Consider the following 17,341-nt stretch of genomic DNA (forward strand, 5'->3'; position numbering starts at 1 on the left):
TCGCCCGCGCCTCACCGCAGCGGGGCCGCGGCAGGGCCGGCGCGGCAAACGGGTGCCCTCTGGACGGTAGATTAGTACCTAGATGCTTTTCTTAGGCTTTGCCCGCACTTCCCCAGAAACGGATACCCCACCTGTGGTCCTTCGACTCTCCAAGCTGTTCCTGCGCACCCTGCGCGAAGATCCCGCCGACGCCGAGGTGGCCAGCCACCGGCTCCTGGTCCGCGCCGGCTACATCCGGCGGGCCGCGCCCGGCATCTACACCTGGCTGCCGCTGGGGCTCAGTGTGCTGCGCAAGGTGGAGCAGGTCATCCGCGAGGAAATGACCGCCATCGGCGCCCAGGAAGTCCACTTCCCGGCTCTGCTGCCCAAGGAACCCTACGAGGCCACGAACCGCTGGACCGAATACGGTGAGGGCATCTTCCGGCTCAAGGACCGCAAGGGCAACGACTACCTGCTGGCCCCCACGCACGAGGAAATGTTCACCCTGCTGGTCAAGGACCTGTACTCCTCGTACAAGGACCTGCCCCTGAGCATCTACCAGATCCAGAACAAGTACCGCGACGAGGCGCGCCCCCGCGCGGGCCTGCTGCGCGGCCGCGAATTCATCATGAAGGATTCCTACTCCTTCGACGTCGACGACGCCGGCCTGGACGACAGCTACGCCGCCCACCGCGGCGCGTACCTGAAGATCTTCGAGCGCCTCGGCCTCGAAGTGATTCCGGTTGCTGCCACCGCCGGCGCCATGGGCGGGTCCAAGAGCGAGGAATTCCTGCACCCCACCGAGATCGGCGAGGACACTTTCGTGCGCTCGGCCGGCGGCTACGCCGCCAACGTCGAGGCCGTCACCACCGTCGTCCCCGCGGACATCGACTTCAGCAACGCCCCGGCCGCCGAAGTCCGGGACACCCCGGACACCCCCACCATCGAAACCCTCGTCGACGCCGCCAACGTCCTGGTTCCGCGCACAGAAGCCGACGGCGGTCCCTGGACCGCGGCCGACACGCTCAAGAACGTCGTCCTCGCCGTCACGCTGCCTACCGGCGAACGCCAGATCGTCGTCATCGGCCTCCCCGGCGACCGCGGCGTCGACCTCAAGCGCGTCGAAGCGAACATCGGGTCCTTCCTGCCGATTGCCGGCGAGATCACGCTCGAAGCCGCCAATGAGGACGACCTCAAGAAGCAGCCCCTGATCGTCAAGGGCTACCTCGGCCCCGGCATGTCCCTGGACGCGCCGCTGCTGGGCAGCGAGGGCGCCGCGAAGCTGCTCTACCTCGTGGATCCCCGCGTCGTCAGCGGCTCCGCCTGGGTCACCGGCGCCAACGAGGCCGGCAAACACGTCTTCGGCCTCGTCGCCGGACGCGACTTCGGCTGGGACGGTGTCATCGAGTGCACCGAGGTGCGCGCCGGCGACGAGGCTCCCGACGGTTCCGGTCCCCTCGAAACCGCCCGCGGCATCGAAATGGGCCACATCTTCCAGCTGGGCCGGAAGTACGCCGCTGCCCTGGACCTGAAGGTCCTGGACCAGAACGGCAAGCAGGTGGTGGTGACCATGGGCTCCTACGGCGTCGGCGTCACCCGCGCCGTGGCCGCCCTGGCCGAGTCCAACCATGACGACAAGGGCCTGGTCTGGCCGCGCGCCGTCGCCCCGGCCGACGTCCACGTCGTGGCCGTGGGACGCGGCGAGGAAATCTTCGCCGCCGCCGAAAAACTGTCCCTGGAGCTCGAGGCTGCCGGCCTGGACGTTATCTATGACGACCGCCCCAAGGTTTCCCCCGGCGTGAAGTTCGGCGACGCCGAACTCGTCGGCGTCCCCACCATCCTCGCCGTCGGGCGCGGACTCGTGGACGGCGTCGTGGAGATCAAGGACCGCCGCAGCGGCAATGCCGAGAACGTAGCCGTTGACAAAGCTGTTGACTACGTGGTCAACGCCGTGCGCAACAGCTGATGCTGCGCCGTCCCGGCCGAACTAGGTAATGGTCTCCGGACTCGAGTCGATCCAGCTCGGAACTGTCATCCTGATCGTCGTGGCCGGCCTGGCGGCGGGCTGGGTCGACGCCGTCGTCGGTGGCGGCGGGCTCATCCAACTGCCGGCCATGCTCCTGGTGCCGGGCATCAGCCCGGTCCAGGCGCTGGCGACGAACAAGATGGGCTCCATCTTCGGAACCAGTACGAGCGCGGCCACGTACTACCGCCGCGTCCGGCCCGATCTGCGCACCTCCCTGCCCATGGCCGCCATCGCGTTGGCGGGCAGCTACGGCGGGGCGGCGCTGGCCGCCAACCTGCCGGCCAGTGTGTTCAAGCCGATCATCGTGCTGGCCCTGATCGCCGTCGCGCTTTTCACCGCCTTCCAGCCCGGCATCGGCCAGCTGACGAAACTGCGCCACGCGGGGCACCGGCACTATGTGGTGGCCTGCCTGATCGGCGGCGTGATCGGCTTCTATGACGGACTGATCGGTCCCGGCACCGGTTCGTTCCTGATCATCGCCCTCGTCTCGGCCATGGGCTACGCCTTCCTCGAGGCCAGCGCCAAGGCCAAGATCGTGAACGTGGCCACCAACGCCGGTGCCCTGCTGTTCTTCGTGCCGCACGGCGCCGTGCTGTGGGGGCTCGGGCTGCTGCTGGGCATGGCGAACATGGCCGGCGGCTACCTCGGTGCCCGGACAGCGGTCCGGCAAGGGAGCAGGTTCATCCGGATCGTGTTCCTGGTGGTGGTGGGCGCGCTGATCATCAAGCTCGGCTCCGACGTCTGGCAGGACAACCTGTCCTAAGCCGCCTGATCCCGCAGCACCCGCACGGGACTCCCGGTCCGCTGGTGGCGGGCGTAGCATGCAGCTATGTCGGCAAGTGAGGAACGCTACCGGGATGCCCTCGAGGCCGCGGCCGGGCACGCACGCCGGTGGCTCGAGAGCCAGGGAACACGCCGGATCGGGCCGCAGGCCACGGCGGCCGGGCTCGCGGCCGACTTCGGCGGCCCGCTGCCCCAAACGGGGATGCCGGCCGCGGAGGTGGTGGACTATCTCGCGGCCAAGGCCGAACCCGGGCTGATGGCCATGCCGTCCGGGCGGTTCTTCGGCTGGGTCATCGGCGGCACACTGCCGGCCGCCTTGGCGGCGGACTGGCTGCTCAGCGCCTGGGACCAAAATACGGGGCTGCGCTTCGCCACGCCCGCCACCGCCGCGATCGAGGACGCCGCCGGCAAATGGATCCTTGAGCTGCTGGGTCTTCCCGAAGAGTCCGACGTCGGCTTTGCCACCGGCGCCACCATGGCCAACTTCACCGGACTCGCCGCCGCCCGCTGGCGGCTCATGGCCGATGCCGGCTGGGACCTCGACGGCGACGGCCTCGCCGGCGCGCCCCGGATCCGCTGCTTCGTGGGCCAGGAGCGCCACGAAACCATAGACCTCGGCCTGCGCTATCTGGGCCTCGGGCATCCCATCGTGGTGCCCTCCGACCGTCAGGGGCGCATCATCCCGGCCGAGCTGGACTGTGCCCTGGACCTTGCGCTCAGCACGGGGGAGGGCGGCCGCCCCGCCCCGGCCCTCGTGTGCCTGCAGGCCGGCAACCTGCATTCGGGTGCCTTCGACCCTTTCGCCGAGGCCATCGCCGTCGCGAAGGCGCACGGCGCCTGGGTGCACGTGGACGGGGCGTTCGGGCTCTGGGCGGCCGCCGTGCCCGAACTGTCCGCCCTGACCGCGGGACTCGGCCTGGCCGATTCGTGGGGAACGGATGCGCACAAGACCCTCAATGTCCCCTACGACTGCGGGATTGTGATCGTGCGCGACGCGCAGGCGCTGCGCTCGGCGATGGGGCTGCACGCCAGCTACCTGATCCAGGCCGCGGATGGGGCCGGGGACCCGTCCGAGCGAGTGCCCGAACTCTCCCGCCGGGCACGTGGCGTGCCGGTGTGGGCGGCGCTGAAATCCCTGGGCCGCGACGGCGTCGCCGGCCAGGTCCGCACGCTCGTGCACCGGGCCGCGCAGCTGGCCGAACAGCTCGCCGGGCTGGACGGCGTCGAGGTCCTCAACGACGTCGACTACACCCAGGTGTCCCTGGCGTTCGGCGACGACGCCGTGACCCGCGCCGTGACGGAGACGATCATGGGCGATGGCCGGGTCTGGATGTCCGGGTCACGCTGGCAGGACCGCGATATCCTGCGGATTTCGGTGAGCAACTGGAGCACGGACGACGCCGACGTCAGCGTCGCCGTCGACGCCGTCCGCGACGCCCTGGCGGCCGTGCGGGGCTGACTGCGGGTGGTATCCGGTTACGCCTGCGCGGAGATGCGGACCGCGGTCACCTTGTATTCAGGGCACCCCGTTACCTCGTCCTCCACGGCGGAGGTGAGGCTGTTGACTGTTGCGCCGGGGAAGTGGAAGCCCGCGAACACCTGGCCGGGTTCCACATCGTCCGTGATCCTGAGCCTCAGGACCGCCATTCCATGCCGGCTGTCCAGCCGGACAGTATCGCCGTCTTTCAGTCCCAGCGCCGCCGCGTCCCCGGGCTCGACGTCGATCGTTTCGTCGGTGAGCAGGACCAGGTTGTCGGTCCGGCGGGTCATGCTGCCGGAGTTGTAGTGCTCCGCCCTGCGCCCGGTGACGAGCAGGTACGGATACGCTGCGTCGCACTGCTCGCCCGGCGGCAGGTACGGACGCGCGGCCAGGTGTGCCAGGCCGTCCGGGGTGGCGAACCGGTCCTGATAGAGCCGGGGTGTTCCGGGGGAATCGGCGGACCCGCACGGCCAATGCAGCGGGCCGTCCCGGTCCAGGCGTGCGTGGGATATTCCGCCGAACAGCGGCGCCAGGCTGGCGCACTCCGCCATGGCCTCCTCCGGTGTGGGGCATCCAAGGTCCGCCCCCATGCCGGCCGCGACGGCGTGCAGCACCGCGAAGTCCGTGCGGACGCCGGCCGGGGGCGCCACGGCGGCCCTGACCCGCTGGAAGCGCCGGTCGAAGTTGACGAACGTGCCGTCCTTCTCGAGCCACGCGGCCACGGGAAAGACGACGTCCGCTGCGGCGGCCGTAGGGGAGAGGAACAGATCGTTGCAGATCACCAGCGGGCAGGCTTCCAGGGCCGCCCGCACCGAAGCGCTGTCAGGATCGGTGGCGAGCACGTCCTCCCCGATCACCCACAGCGCCTGCAACGCCCCGTCCCGGGCGGCCGCGAACATCTGCGGGATCCGAAGCCCTGGCCGCGGCGGCACATCGGCCCGCCAGGCCTCGGCGCAGCGGGTCCGCGCTGCCGGGTCCAGGACCTTCTGGTAGCCGGGCAGCAGGTCGGGCAGAGCCCCCATGTCAGACGCACCCTGGACGTTGTTTTGCCCGCGCAGCGGGTTCACCCCGCCCCCGTCACCCGGCCCGACGGCGCCGCGCAGGAGTGCCAGGTTGGACAGGGTCCGGACACCGTCCGTGCCGTGCCGGTGTTCGGTCACCCCGAGTCCGTAGAAGATTGCCGGGACCAGTGCCTGTCCGTACATCATGGCGGCGCGCACGAGGTCGTGCGCCGGGACACCGGAGATTTCGGCTACACGTTCCGGCGGGTAGTCCTCGAGCAACCCGAGCAGCTCGTCGTAGCCGCTGGTGTGGGTTTCAAGGAAGGCGGTGTCCACGAGCCCCTCGCGGACCAGGAGGTGGGCCAGGCCGTTGAACACGGCCACGTTGGTTCCCGGCCGTGGCCGAAGGTGGACATCGGCGTGCCGGGCCAGGTACGTGCGCCGGGGATCCACCACCACCAGGCGGGCGCCGTCCATGACCCGCTGGAAGATCCGTGAACCGACGACGGGGTGCGCCGCCGTCGGATTCGCGCCAACCAGGAGGATCACGTCGCACCGGTCGAGGTCATCGAATGCATTCGTGCCGCCGCCCAGGCCAAACGTGGCGGCCAGGCCGGCCGCCGAGGGGGCGTGGCAGAGCCGGGCGCAGTTGTCCACGTTGTTTGTCCCTATGACTGCCCGGGCGAATTTCTGGGCCAGATAGTTCTCCTCGTTGGTGGCCCGGGCCGAGGAAATGACGGCGAATCCGCCCGGGTCCGCGTCCCGGATCCCGGCAAGCCTGGCGGCCACGTAACCCGTTGCGGCCTCCCACGACGCGGGCGCCAGGGTTCCGTTCCTGCGGATTAGCGGGGTTGTCAGACGGTCTGCTGAACCCAGGAACCCATGGGCGAACCGTCCTTTGACACACGCGTGGCCGCGATTCACTGAGCCCTCACCGGCGGGCCGGACGGTCATGATCACGTTGTCACGGGTGGAGACCTCCAGGCTGCAGCCGACGCCACAATACCCGCAGGTGGTCCGGGTCTGCCGTTCGATCGGCAGCATGTTGAGCAGCCCGGGCTCGGACAGGGCGCCGGTGGGACACGTATCCACGCACGCCCCGCACGAGACACAGTCGGACTCCGCCCAGGGACCACCGGTGCCCGGCGCCACCACCGTGCCGGCTCCGCGGCCCGTGAGGGTCAGGGCGAACGTGCCCTGGATCTCCGCGCAGGCGCGGACACACCGCCCGCAGGCGATACAGAGATCGCGGTCAAGCTTGACGTACGGGTGGGAGTGGTCAAGTCCGCGCTCCGGCGGCGTGACGGCACCAGACGGGGCTGTCACCCCGTAGTCGGCGCATTGCCGGGCCAGTTCGCTGCGGTCGGCCGGGACATCCAGCGCCCGCGTCGGCAGCCCCGCGACGATGGCCCGCAGGGCATCCCGCCGCAACGCCCGGGACGCCTCGACGGCGACGCGCAAGCCGTCCTCCGCCGGGGTGCTGCAGGCGGCGGCCGGGCCCCGGCCGGCGACGTCGACCAGGCACGTACGGCACGAGGCCACGGTGGTGAGCCGGTCATCGTGGCACAACGTCGGGAGGGCCAGGCCGGCCGCCCGCACAGCGTCGAGCAGCGTGGCGCCGGCCGCGACCTCGACCAGTCGGCCGTCGACAACGAGTTTCACGACGGCCATCCGTCCAGGCCGTAGACTCGGGCGAGGCTTAGCACCGCGGCCGGCACCCGGCGGCCGAAAGCGCACAGGCTACCCGCCGCCATCGTGCGCAGCACCTCGCCGCGTTCCCGGCGGATATCCGGCCCGTCAGGCCGCTCCGACAGGGCCCGGCCACGCCATGTCCCCACCCGGCAGGGCGAGCATTGCCCGCAGCTCTCCGCCGCCGCAAAGTCCCACAGGTTCCGCAGCACTTGCTCGCCCGAAAGCCTGTCATCGAAGGCGACGATCCCTGCGTGGCCGAGGGCCGCTCCCCGGCTGGTGAGGGCGGCATCGCTTAGGGGCACGTCCAGATCGGCGGGGCCGAGGAAGCCGCCCAGGGGGCCGCCGATTTGCAGGGCACGCATCGCTGCCCCGTCCCGAAGCCCGCCGCCGAGATCTTCCACGATCCGCCGGACCGGCGTGCCGATCTCCACCTCGTAGGCGCCGGGCCGGAGAAACCGTTCGGAGAGGCAGGCGATTACCGTGCCGGCCTCGTCCGCGGTCCCCATCGCCGCGTATGCGGCTCCGCCGTGCTGCACTATCCACGGCACCGCACTGAGTGTTTCCACGTTGTTGACCACCGTGGGCCGTCCGTGGAGCCCCCGTGCGGTGGGAAACGGCGGGCGGGGCCGCACGACGCCGCGCAGACCTTCGAGCCCGTTCAACAGGGCCGTTTCCTCGCCGGAGACATACGAGCCCGCGCCAACAGCTACGTGGATCTCCAGGCTGAATCCGCTGCCTCCCGCGTCCGGGCCGACGTGCCCGGCAACGCGTGCCTCGCGCAGCGCTTCCTGCAGGCGGGCGACGGCGTGGGGATACTCCGAGCGGACAAACACGACACCGGTTTCCGCGCGGACAGCGAAGCAGGCCAGGGCGAGGCCTTCGAGCACGCGGTGCGGGTCCTGTTCCATGAGCAAGCGGTCCGCAAAGGAACCGGGGTCGCCCTCATCACCGTTGGCCACCACCACCCGCGGTGCAGGATGCTCCAGTGCGGCGCGCCATTTGGCGGCGACGCGGAAGCCGGCTCCGCCCCGCCCCTTCAGCCGGGCGGATTCGACCTGGCTGAGGACATCGTCAGGTGTTCCGGCGGCGACGACGCCGGGCCAGGCCGACCATGGCGTCGAGGCTCCCAGCACTCCGGCAGTCACCACGGGGAACGCACTGTCGCAGGACACCGGGATGGGCGGAGCCTTCCGCGGTGACGACCCCTGCAATTGGGCCGCCAGGTCGGCCCCTGCACACGCGTCCTCGCCGTCGAGGGCTGCCGGTCCGCCGAAGCAGTAGCCCAGGCAGCGCACTTCCTGGAGCGATACGGCGCCGTCCGCGCTTCGGCTTCCCGCCTCCACTCCCAGCGCCGCTTCCACTTCCGCCATGTGCCTGCCGCCGGACGCCGCGAAGCAGGCGGCTGCACCGCAGGCCCGGATGTGCCGGGTTCCGCGCGGCGCGGAGAAGTCGGCGAAAAACGATGCCGGTCCCTCGGCCGCTGCGGCGGGCAAGCCGATCGCACGGGCGATCTCGGCCGGGGAGGTAACGGAGCCGCGGAGCAGATTCTTGATGTCCACGATGGGCCGCTCGAAGCGGGCGGCATACCGGAGGAAAGGATCGTCATTGTCCCGACCCTCCTGCCCAGCAGGTTCGGCGGCTGAGCGCCCGCCACGGGGTTCGTGCATGTGTCCAGCCTTCTCCCCGGCACCCCCGGTCGGGGAAGAGCCAAAAGTCCCCGGATCACCAAGTGCTGAAGGAGCCGGCTGCGGCTAGCGCTGGTCCGCCGCCCAGTGGACGATGTCCTGGCCCGGATCGGGAAGCTCCTGCGGGGAGGGCAGGCCGGGAAGCGTCCGGCCCGCCAGCGTGCTCGCCACCCACAGCGATCGGGCCAGATCGCCGTCATGGTGGCGCTGCGAGGCGTACCAGAGGGCGTTCTCCACCTCGCGCGCCAGGCTCCACTGCCGGGCGGCCTCGGCGTCGAGACCGGCTGCGGCACTGAAATCCCCGCACCGCGCGAGCAGGGCCCGCCCGGGATCCTGCTGCGGCAGTTCCCGGAGCCTGTTCCACAGCACCGGGGCCACCGCGAACTCCGCCTCCCCGATCATGGGCTGGGGATCAATCGCAGCGTACTCCAGCGGCGCGGGTGTTTCCTTCCGGGTTCCCGGGGCCGGCACGCCGGGACGGGCCAGGACGTTCAAGTAGTGCAGGTCCGCGTGGACCAGGACGTCCTTGCCGGACCGCCGGCCCACGGCGCCGCGGGTCTGGCAGACCTCCAGCGCCGCCTCGAGCAACCATCGCGGGAACGGCCGCCCCAGTTGCTCCCACGCCTCAGGGAATTCGTCGCTCCACCGCTCGGCCTGTGCCGCCACGTGGTCGATTTCCAGCCACTCCGGCCGGCCGTCCGGGACGACGCTGAGCTGGCGGACCACGCCGCCCCACGCGGTCACCGCCGTGTCCAGCGGGACATCCAGGAGGGAGCGGCAGGCGTCCAGGCGCTCGAGCAGCAGGGCGCAGGATCCGGCGTCGGCGGCCAGCAGCCTGACGGCGCCATGGCCTCCCCACAGGGCGAGGGCGTGGTGTTCGCGGGTCGCCTCCTCGTGCGGAAACGCCAGCTTCAGCACCGCTGCGTCGCCCTTGCCGGGGGACCCGTCCCCGTCCCGGCGCCGCACGGGGATGACGACGCCGCCGTGACCGTTCCAGGGAAGGGCGCCCGGTTCCAGGTCCGGCTCCAGGTCCCACTGATCGAGAAACTGTCCGATCAGGCCAGGAAGTGACGCCAGCCAGGCGCGTCCCGCAGGGGTACGGGCGTAGCGGCGGGAGAGATCGTGCGGGATGGGGACGTCTGGGATCGGGCTCACGGGACCTATCGTAGGTCCCCGAACGGATGCCGCCGCGTTGGCGGGCTTCTGGTGGGCCGATGGTGGGCCGCGGGAGCCTTTAGACGATGCCGCTCGCGCCGAGCGCGCTGCCGATCGCGAACGTGGCCACCAGCGCCGCGGCGCCGCCAATCACCACGCGGATCGCTGCTTTGAGCTTTGAGCCGCCGCCAATCCACGCGCCCACGGCGCCGGTGGCGGCCAACGCCACGAGCACGGCCACGAAGGTCAGCGGAATCCTGATGCTTTCCGGCGGCAGCAGGATGGCCAGCATGGGCAGGATTGCACCGGCGAGGAACGCGATGGCAGAAGCGAACGCCGCGTGCCACGGGCTCACGATGTCGGTCTCGTCAATATGGAGTTCGGCTGAGAGGTGCGCGCCGAGCGCATCGTGCGCCGTCAGTTCCTTGGCTACCGTCCGTGCGGTCGCGGGGCTGAGACCCTTGCCCTGGTAGATCGCCGCGAGCTCCTCGAGCTCTTCCTCCGGCTGTTCCTCCAGCTCCCGGCGCTCCTTTTCGATCAAGGCGTGCTGGCTGTCCTTCTGGCTGCTGACGGAGACATATTCCCCGAGCGCCATCGAGATAGCGCCGCCCACCACGCCCGCGGCGCCCGCAAGCAGGATTGCTCCGGTGTCGGTGGTGGCGCCGGCGACGCCGACGACGATCGCGGCGACGGAGACGATGCCGTCATTGGCCCCCAGGACGCCCGCGCGGAGCCAATTGAGGCGGTGTGCGATGTCATTGTGGTGCGGCTCGTTCTCGTGCTGGGTTGCGGTGCCGGTCGTGTCCATGCCTACAGCAAACCACCCGGGCCGGGGCCCCGCCAGTATTCCAAGGCTTACCAAAATTAGCCGAGGCTTTCTCCGGCGTTCAGCCTGCGGGCTGCGACGGCGTTTCGGCTGCGGGCTGCGTTGGCGTCGACGCCCTGTCCAGGCCCGGCAGGGCGCCGGGATCCGCACCCCACCGCACCGCCCGCTTCGCGGACCCGAACAGGGCCGCAATGGCCCACTGCCGGGTCCCGCCCTCGCTCAGCGCCACGAGGTCGCCATAGACCGGCAGCGCGGCGGCTTCCAGGTCGGCGAGGCCGGCGGCGGGGGAGGCCAGGAAGGACGGGCCCAGCGCGTAGCCCGCCTCGCGTGGCGGCACCGCGAAACAGTGCAGCCGGCTAAGGGATTCCGCACCCTCGAGGAGCGCGTCGTGGCGGGCCAGTTCCTCGGCCGCGGATTTCGCCGCGTCGCCGCCCAGCCGGGTCAGCGCCACCTGATAGCCGTACATGGTCTGCGCTTCGGTCCGGACAGCCGCCGCCAGGGCACCGCTGAGGCTGGCCGCGGCCGCAGACGGCTCTGCTGCGGACTCCCCAGCGGCTGGCACCGCCGGGGACGCGGACGGCGACGGGCAGGTGCCGGACAGCTGTGGCGGGGTTACGTCGGCCGCTGGGGCCGCCGTTCCGGTTTCGGCGGCGAGGGCGGACGCCTGCAGCAGCTGCGCGGTGCCGATGGCGGCCAGCAGCCGTGCCATGCCGCCGTCGGCCTTGGCAGCGTCCGCGAGGCGCTGGCGGCCACTGTCCGCCAAGGCCAACACCAGCCCGGCGGCGGTCGCCGGCAGGGGTGCGGCGGAGGAGGTTGCCGGGGACGTTGCAGGGGACGTTGCCCGGCCGGAGGCGGAAGCTGCGCTGGCCGCGTCTGCAGGACTTTCGTCCGGCGCCAGCAGCGCTTGCGCCTGGAGTGTCAGCAAGGTCACAGTCCGCTCGACGGCGGGATTCCCGGCAGCGGCCGAACGGCCATCCGCGCTCTCCGCCGAGTTGTCTTTGGAACCGTCCCGGGCCGCGGTGCCCAGCTGGCTGCCGGCGTCCAGCAGCTGCCGGGTTTCGGCCAATGCGGCGGCGCGCGCCTGTTCGGAAAAGGGCGGCTCCGCAGGTTCCGGCGGCCTGGCCGGCGTCAGGACCACCCCCAGGCTCACCACCACCAGGGCGAGGCACGCCATAAGCACGTAGCGGGGGAGCGACCGGGGAAAGTGATCCTGCCATCGCTTTTCCCTGGTGTCGTCTTTCACAACAGACCATGTTGTCATGCCGGCCCGGAACTGCGTGCACCACGCCGCCCGGAAAATCGCTAGGCTAGTACACACAACATTATCTAGCGGGAGGCGGCCGGCATCATGACCAACGCAGAAGCCACGACTTCAACAGACCGGACCGGGACGGGTAAGGCTGAAGCCGCAACCGTTCAAAATGTCGAGGCCGAGCGCCTTCACGCACTCCTGGAACCCGCAGTGCTGGCGAACCGGCTGTACCTGGAGGACGTATCCATCCATGTCGCCGGCGCCAACCGGGTGGTCCACGTAGTGGTGGACCTGCCGCAGGAGGAGACCGGGGGCGTCGGGCTCGACGTCATTGCCGAGATCTCCAAGACCCTCTCGGACACCCTGGACAACGATCCCAGCATGGACGCGCGCCCTTATGAGCTCGAAGTCTCATCACCCGGTGTCGGCCGTCCACTGACCGAGGAGCGGCACTGGCACCGCGCCCGCGGGCGGATGGTCAACGTGAACGTGATCCAGGGCGACAACGTCACCGGCAGGGTCCAGTCCGTGGACGATGGGGGAGTCACCCTCGTCCCGGAAATTGCCGTCAAGAAGGGCATGAAACCCAAACAGGGCGAGCCCGTCAAGCTTCCTTTCGACAGGATCCGCAGCGGAAAAGTCGAGATAGAGTTCAGCCACCTCGAAGAGGCCGGCCTGGAAAAAGCAAACAATGGACCTTCTGAGGAGGCCTGATGGATATTGACATGAGCGCACTGAGACTCCTGGAGCGTGAGCGTGAAATCCCGCTGGATCTCCTGATTCCAACAATCGAGCAGGCACTGCTGGTGGCCTACCACAAGACCCCCGGCGCCTTCGAAAAGGCCCGGGCCGAGCTCGACCGCAAGAGCGGCCACGTGACCATCTGGGCCACCGAGATCGACGACGACGGCGCCCCGATCGGCGAGTTCGAGGACACCCCCGCGGGCTTCGGACGCATCGCGGCGAGCACCGCACGGCAGATCATCCTGCAGCGCCTCCGGGACGCTGAGGACGACAACGTCCTGGGCCAGTTCAAGGGCCGTGAAGGTGAGCTCGTCGCCGGCACCATCCAGCAGGGCAACAACCCGCACATGATCCAGGTGAACCTGGGCACGGTGGAGGCACTGCTGCCGCCGCCCGAGCAGGTTCCAGGCGAGAAGTACATCCACGGCAACCGGCTGCGCGCCTTCGTGATCGACGTCCACCGCGGCACCAAGGGCCCGTCCATCACGCTGTCCCGCTCCCACCCCGGGCTCGTCCGGAAGCTCTTCGAGCTCGAAGTTCCCGAAATCGCGGACCGTTCGGTCGAAATCGTGGCGCTTGCCCGCGAAGCCGGCCACCGCACCAAAATCGCCGTGAAGGCAAACACCCCCGGCGTGAACGCCAAGGGCGCCTGCATCGGTGAAATGGGTTCGCGCGTCCGGGCGGTCATGACCGAACTGAACGACGAAAAGATCGACATCGTTGACTACAACGACGATCCGGCAACTTTCATCGCCAGCGCCCTCTCGCCGTCGCGCGTGAATTCGGTCACGATCACCGACGAGGCGACGCGTTCGGCGCGGGTGGTCGTTCCCGACTACCAGCTCTCCCTCGCCATCGGCAAAGAGGGCCAGAACGCCCGTCTCGCCGCCAAGCTCACGGGGTGGCGAATCGACATCGTCTCCGACGCCGCCGTCAACACCGGCAAATAGCACGCAAGCGCGCAAGCGCACGAACACGGGTACTGACAGGCGCTGGGGGGGGGGGGGGGGGGCTAACGGCCGGTATCCGTGTGTCTTTGGCGCGTCTGGGTTTTTCCCGGATTCCCGGGACGCGGTGATTCACCAAGCAGTTGTACTGGCAGGAAGATACTCGAACGTGGCACATGTGCAACACCTCGGGAATCAGCCGCAGCGCACCTGCATCGGATGCCGACAAAAAGGGTCGCGGTCGGAGTTACTCCGGCTCGTCGCCGGCGCCGGTGGTTCGTCCGCCGTCGTGGTCGATGAACGACGCCGGATGGCTGGCCGGGGAGCATGGCTGCACCCCAGCGAAAAGTGCCTGGCACTGGCGGTCAAACGCCGAGCGTTCGGCCGCGCCCTCAACGGCGCAGCCGGTACAGCTGACGTTGAACGCCGGATCACTGCCGGCACGGAAGCCGTGGGCACCCCGGTGGCCACAGCAACAACCGTCCAACCTGAAAGCGGGTCAGAAAACTGATGGAAACCCGATGAGTTCCCAGCGATGAGTGCGCAACGATGACAACTTTGTTGCGCTCTGCAATGGGCCTTTCAGCTGCATTCGCGGCGGAGGCCCGCAGTAAGAAGTAGACGGTTCGTGCCTGGCTCGGTGCGGACCGAGACAGGAGAAATGTGGCCAAGGTCCGCGTACATGAGCTTGCTAAAGAGCTCGGTATTACTTCCAAAGATGCAGTAACCAAACTGCAGGAACTGGGCGAATTCGTTCGCTCCGCCTCGTCAACAATCGAGGCTCCCGTTGTGCGGAAACTGCGCAACGCTTTCCCCGACGCCCCCGCAGCTTCGAAGTCCGAAGCTCCGGCGTCCGCCCCCCAGGCATCTGCCAGCCCGGCAGCGACCCGTCCGGCGCCTGCGCCTGGCCCCGCTGCGCCCAAGGCTGCCGAGCCCAAGGCTGAAGCTCCGGCTCCGGCCGCTGCGGCACCTGCCGCCGCGCCCGCCGCTCCGGCAGCCCCCGCCGCGCAGGCTCCGGCAGCCCCTGCTGCCCAGGCCCCGGCCGCTCCCTCGACGGGCGTCAAGCCCGGCGCGCGTCCGGCTCCCAAGGCTGAAGCCCCGGCTGCTCCGGCACGCCAGGGCGGTTCTGCACCGCGTCCGGGCGGTCCCCGTCCCGGCAACAACCCGTTCGCCACGTCCCAGGGCATGCCCCGCGGCCGCGGCGGCGACAACGAACGTCCCTCGCGTCCGGGCAACAACCCGTTCGCTCCTTCGCAGGGCATGCCCCGTCCGGGCGGAAGCCGCACCGAGGGTGAACGCCCCGGTGGTCCGCGCCCCGCAGCAGGCGCAGGCGGCCCCCGTCCGGGTGGTCCCCGTCCGGCAGCAGGCGCAGGCGGCCCCCGCCCCGGCGCCCCGCGTCCGGCCGGCGCTCCCGGCGCTGGCCGTCCGGCAGGAGCCGGCGGCAACCGCCCGACTCCGGGCATGATGCCTAACCGCACCGAACGTCCCGCACCCGCTGGTGCCGGCCGTCCCGGCGGCGGCGGCCGTGGTCCGGGCCGTCCGGGTGGCGCTCCGGGTACCGGTGCTCCCGGTGCCGGTGGCGGCGCTCCGGCCGGTGGTGGCTTTGGTAAGGGCGGTCGCGGTCGCGGCGGCACCCAGGGCGCTTTCGGTAAGGGCGGCGCAGGCCGTGGCAAGCAGCGCAAGTCGAAGCGTGCCAAGCGTCAGGAACTGGAGCAGATGAGTGCTCCGTCGCTGGGTGGCGTGAGCGTACCCCGCGGCGACGGCAACACCGTAGTCCGGCTTCGCCGTGGCTCGTCCATCACGGACTTCGCCGACAAGATCGAGGCAAACCCGGCAGCACTGGTGACGGTCCTCTTCCACCTCGGCGAAATGGCCACGGCCACGCAGTCGCTGGATGAAGAGACCTTCGCCCTGCTCGGCGAGGAGCTTGGCTACAAGCTTCAGGTCGTGTCCCCGGAGGACGAGGAGCGCGAGCTGCTCTCCACCTTCGACATCGACTTCGACGCCGAACTGGAAGCCGAAGGCGATGAAGACCTCGAGGCACGTCCTCCGGTTGTCACCGTCATGGGTCACGTTGACCACGGTAAGACCCGGCTGCTCGATGCCATCCGCAAGTCCGACGTTATGGCGGGCGAGCACGGCGGCATCACGCAGCACATCGGTGCCTACCAGGTCACCCACGCCCATGAAGGCATCGATCGGAAGATCACCTTCATCGATACTCCGGGCCACGAGGCGTTCACCGCCATGCGTGCCCGTGGTGCGAAGGTCACCGATATCGCCATCCTGGTGGTCGCAGCGGACGACGGCGTCATGCCGCAGACCGTTGAAGCCCTCAACCACGCCCAGGCGGCCAACGTGCCGATCGTCGTGGCCGTGAACAAGATCGACAAGGAAGGCGCTAACCCGGACAAGGTCCGCGGCCAGCTGACCGAGTACGGCCTGGTTCCGGAAGAATACGGTGGCGACACCATGTTCGTGGAGGTCTCTGCCCGCCAGAACCTGAACATCGACGAGCTCCTCGGCGCCGTTCTGCTCACCGCAGACGCTGCCCTGGACATGCGCGCCAACCCGAACAAGGACGCCCGCGGCATCGCGATTGAAGCCAACCTGGATAAGGGCCGCGGTTCCGTGGCCACCGTCCTGGTTCAGTCCGGTACCCTGCACGTCGGCGACACCATCGTGGCAGGCACGGCCCACGGCCGCGTCCGTGCGATGTTCGACGACGACGGCAGCGCCCTGACCGAGGCCGGCCCGTCCCGCCCCGTGCAGGTCCTGGGTCTGTCCAACGTCCCGCGCGCCGGTGACACCTTCTTCGTGACCGCTGACGAGCGCACCGCCCGCCAGATCGCCGAGAAGCGTGAAGCTGCCGACCGCAACGCCGCCCTGGCCAAACGCCGCAAGCGCATCAGCCTGGAAGACTTCGACCAGGCCGTCGCCGATGGCAAGATCGACACCCTCAACCTCATCCTCAAGGGTGACGTGTCCGGTGCCGTGGAAGCCCTCGAGGACGCGCTGCTCAAGATCGACGTCGGCGAGGGTGTCCAGCTCCGCGTCATCCACCGCGGTGTCGGTGCGATCACGCAGAACGACGTCAACCTGGCAACGGTCGACAGCGCCGTCATCATCGGCTTCAACGTCAAGCCCGCCGAGCGTGTTGCCGAACTGGCAGACCGCGAAGGCGTGGACATGCGCTTCTACTCCGTCATCTACGCAGCAATCGATGACATTGAGGCAGCCCTCAAGGGCATGCTCAAGCCGGAGTACGAAGAGGTCCAGCTTGGCACCGCCGAGGTCCGCGAAGTGTTCCGTTCCTCCAAGTTCGGCAACATTGCAGGCTCGATCGTCCGCTCCGGTGTCATCCGGCGCAACGCCAAGGCCCGCATCAGCCGCGACGGCAAGATCATCGGTGACAACCTCACCGTTGAGACGCTCAAGCGCTTCAAGGACGACGCCACCGAGGTCCGCACGGACTTCGAGTGTGGTATCGGTCTTGGCTCGTTCAACGACATCACCGAAGGCGACATCATCGAGACCTTCGAGATGCGCGAGAAGCCGCGCGTCTAAGTCGGTCCACCTTCGGGTGAATGAGTAGTAAAGGTGCGGGGCCGTTGGATTTATCCGGCGGCCCCGCGCTTCGCGATTGAGGGGGCCCCGCCCCTTCGACGGACGGCCAGCGATCTTCGATCGTGGCCGCCCGTCTCCGGCAGGCCCGATGCCACTCCCGGGCCCCCCCCAACCGCTACGCGCTATGGTGATAATGTCACCCGG

The 17,341-nt window shown here is 69.5% G+C and carries 12 protein-coding genes; 7 read left to right on the forward strand and 5 right to left on the reverse strand.

From position 1 onward, the window contains the following. Positions 1-133 precede the first annotated feature (133 nt). From AC1DXI_RS02395 to AC1DXI_RS02405, 3 genes are all read left to right on the forward strand, one after another. Entirely contained in the window at positions 134-1,945 is a 1,812-nt protein-coding gene (locus AC1DXI_RS02395) for a proline--tRNA ligase (protein WP_018774512.1), read from the forward strand. Between the two features lie 28 nt (positions 1,946-1,973). Beyond that, positions 1,974-2,768 (forward strand): sulfite exporter TauE/SafE family protein, encoded by a 795-nt coding sequence (locus AC1DXI_RS02400; RefSeq protein WP_476937285.1) that lies wholly within the window; start codon positions 1,974-1,976, stop codon positions 2,766-2,768. Between the two features lie 66 nt (positions 2,769-2,834). Next, positions 2,835-4,247, forward strand: a complete 1,413-nt coding sequence (locus AC1DXI_RS02405) for a pyridoxal phosphate-dependent decarboxylase family protein (RefSeq protein WP_476937286.1) — start codon at positions 2,835-2,837, stop codon at positions 4,245-4,247. Between the two features lie 17 nt (positions 4,248-4,264). Here the strand turns inward: AC1DXI_RS02405 and fdhF are convergent, their stop codons facing one another. The 5 genes from fdhF to AC1DXI_RS02430 form a co-directional block, all read right to left on the reverse strand. Then, positions 4,265-6,940, reverse strand: a complete 2,676-nt coding sequence (fdhF, locus tag AC1DXI_RS02410; RefSeq protein ID WP_476937287.1) for a formate dehydrogenase subunit alpha — start codon at positions 6,938-6,940, stop codon at positions 4,265-4,267. After that, a complete protein-coding gene (locus AC1DXI_RS02415) occupies positions 6,928-8,628 on the reverse strand; it encodes an NAD(P)H-dependent oxidoreductase subunit E (RefSeq protein ID WP_476937288.1) in 1,701 nt (566 codons plus the stop codon). The genes fdhF and AC1DXI_RS02415 overlap by 13 nt, the downstream gene beginning before the upstream one ends. 84 nt (positions 8,629-8,712) lie before the next feature. After that, positions 8,713-9,801: an aminoglycoside phosphotransferase family protein gene (locus AC1DXI_RS02420; RefSeq protein ID WP_476937289.1), complete on the reverse strand. Its 1,089-nt coding sequence runs from the start codon at positions 9,799-9,801 to the stop codon at positions 8,713-8,715. A 79-nt stretch (positions 9,802-9,880) separates the two neighbouring features. Continuing rightward, entirely contained in the window at positions 9,881-10,609 is a 729-nt protein-coding gene (locus AC1DXI_RS02425) for a VIT1/CCC1 transporter family protein (RefSeq protein ID WP_476937290.1), read from the reverse strand. A gap of 79 nt (positions 10,610-10,688) precedes the next feature. Then, on the reverse strand, positions 10,689-11,870 hold the full coding sequence (locus AC1DXI_RS02430; protein ID WP_476937291.1) for a DUF4439 domain-containing protein: 1,182 nt from the start codon (positions 11,868-11,870) through the stop codon (positions 10,689-10,691). Positions 11,871-11,975: 105 nt separating this feature from the next. Here AC1DXI_RS02430 and AC1DXI_RS02435 point away from each other — a divergent pair, with 105 nt between their 5' ends. From AC1DXI_RS02435 to infB, 4 genes are all read left to right on the forward strand, one after another. After that, positions 11,976-12,593, forward strand: a complete 618-nt coding sequence (locus tag AC1DXI_RS02435; RefSeq protein WP_028277119.1) for a ribosome maturation factor RimP — start codon at positions 11,976-11,978, stop codon at positions 12,591-12,593. After that, entirely contained in the window at positions 12,593-13,573 is a 981-nt protein-coding gene (nusA, locus tag AC1DXI_RS02440) for a transcription termination factor NusA (RefSeq protein WP_018774503.1), read from the forward strand. Before AC1DXI_RS02435 ends, nusA begins: the two co-directional genes overlap by 1 nt. A 175-nt stretch (positions 13,574-13,748) precedes the next feature. Further along, the gene (locus AC1DXI_RS02445) at positions 13,749-14,081 is read left to right on the forward strand and encodes a YlxR family protein (RefSeq protein WP_476937371.1); all 333 of its coding nucleotides are present in this window, start codon (positions 13,749-13,751) and stop codon (positions 14,079-14,081) included. Positions 14,082-14,233: 152 nt separating this feature from the next. Beyond that, a complete protein-coding gene (gene infB, locus AC1DXI_RS02450) occupies positions 14,234-17,137 on the forward strand; it encodes a translation initiation factor IF-2 (protein ID WP_476937292.1) in 2,904 nt (967 codons plus the stop codon). Positions 17,138-17,341 lie beyond the last annotated feature (204 nt).

This window comes from Arthrobacter sp. P1_H7, assembly GCF_056405215.1.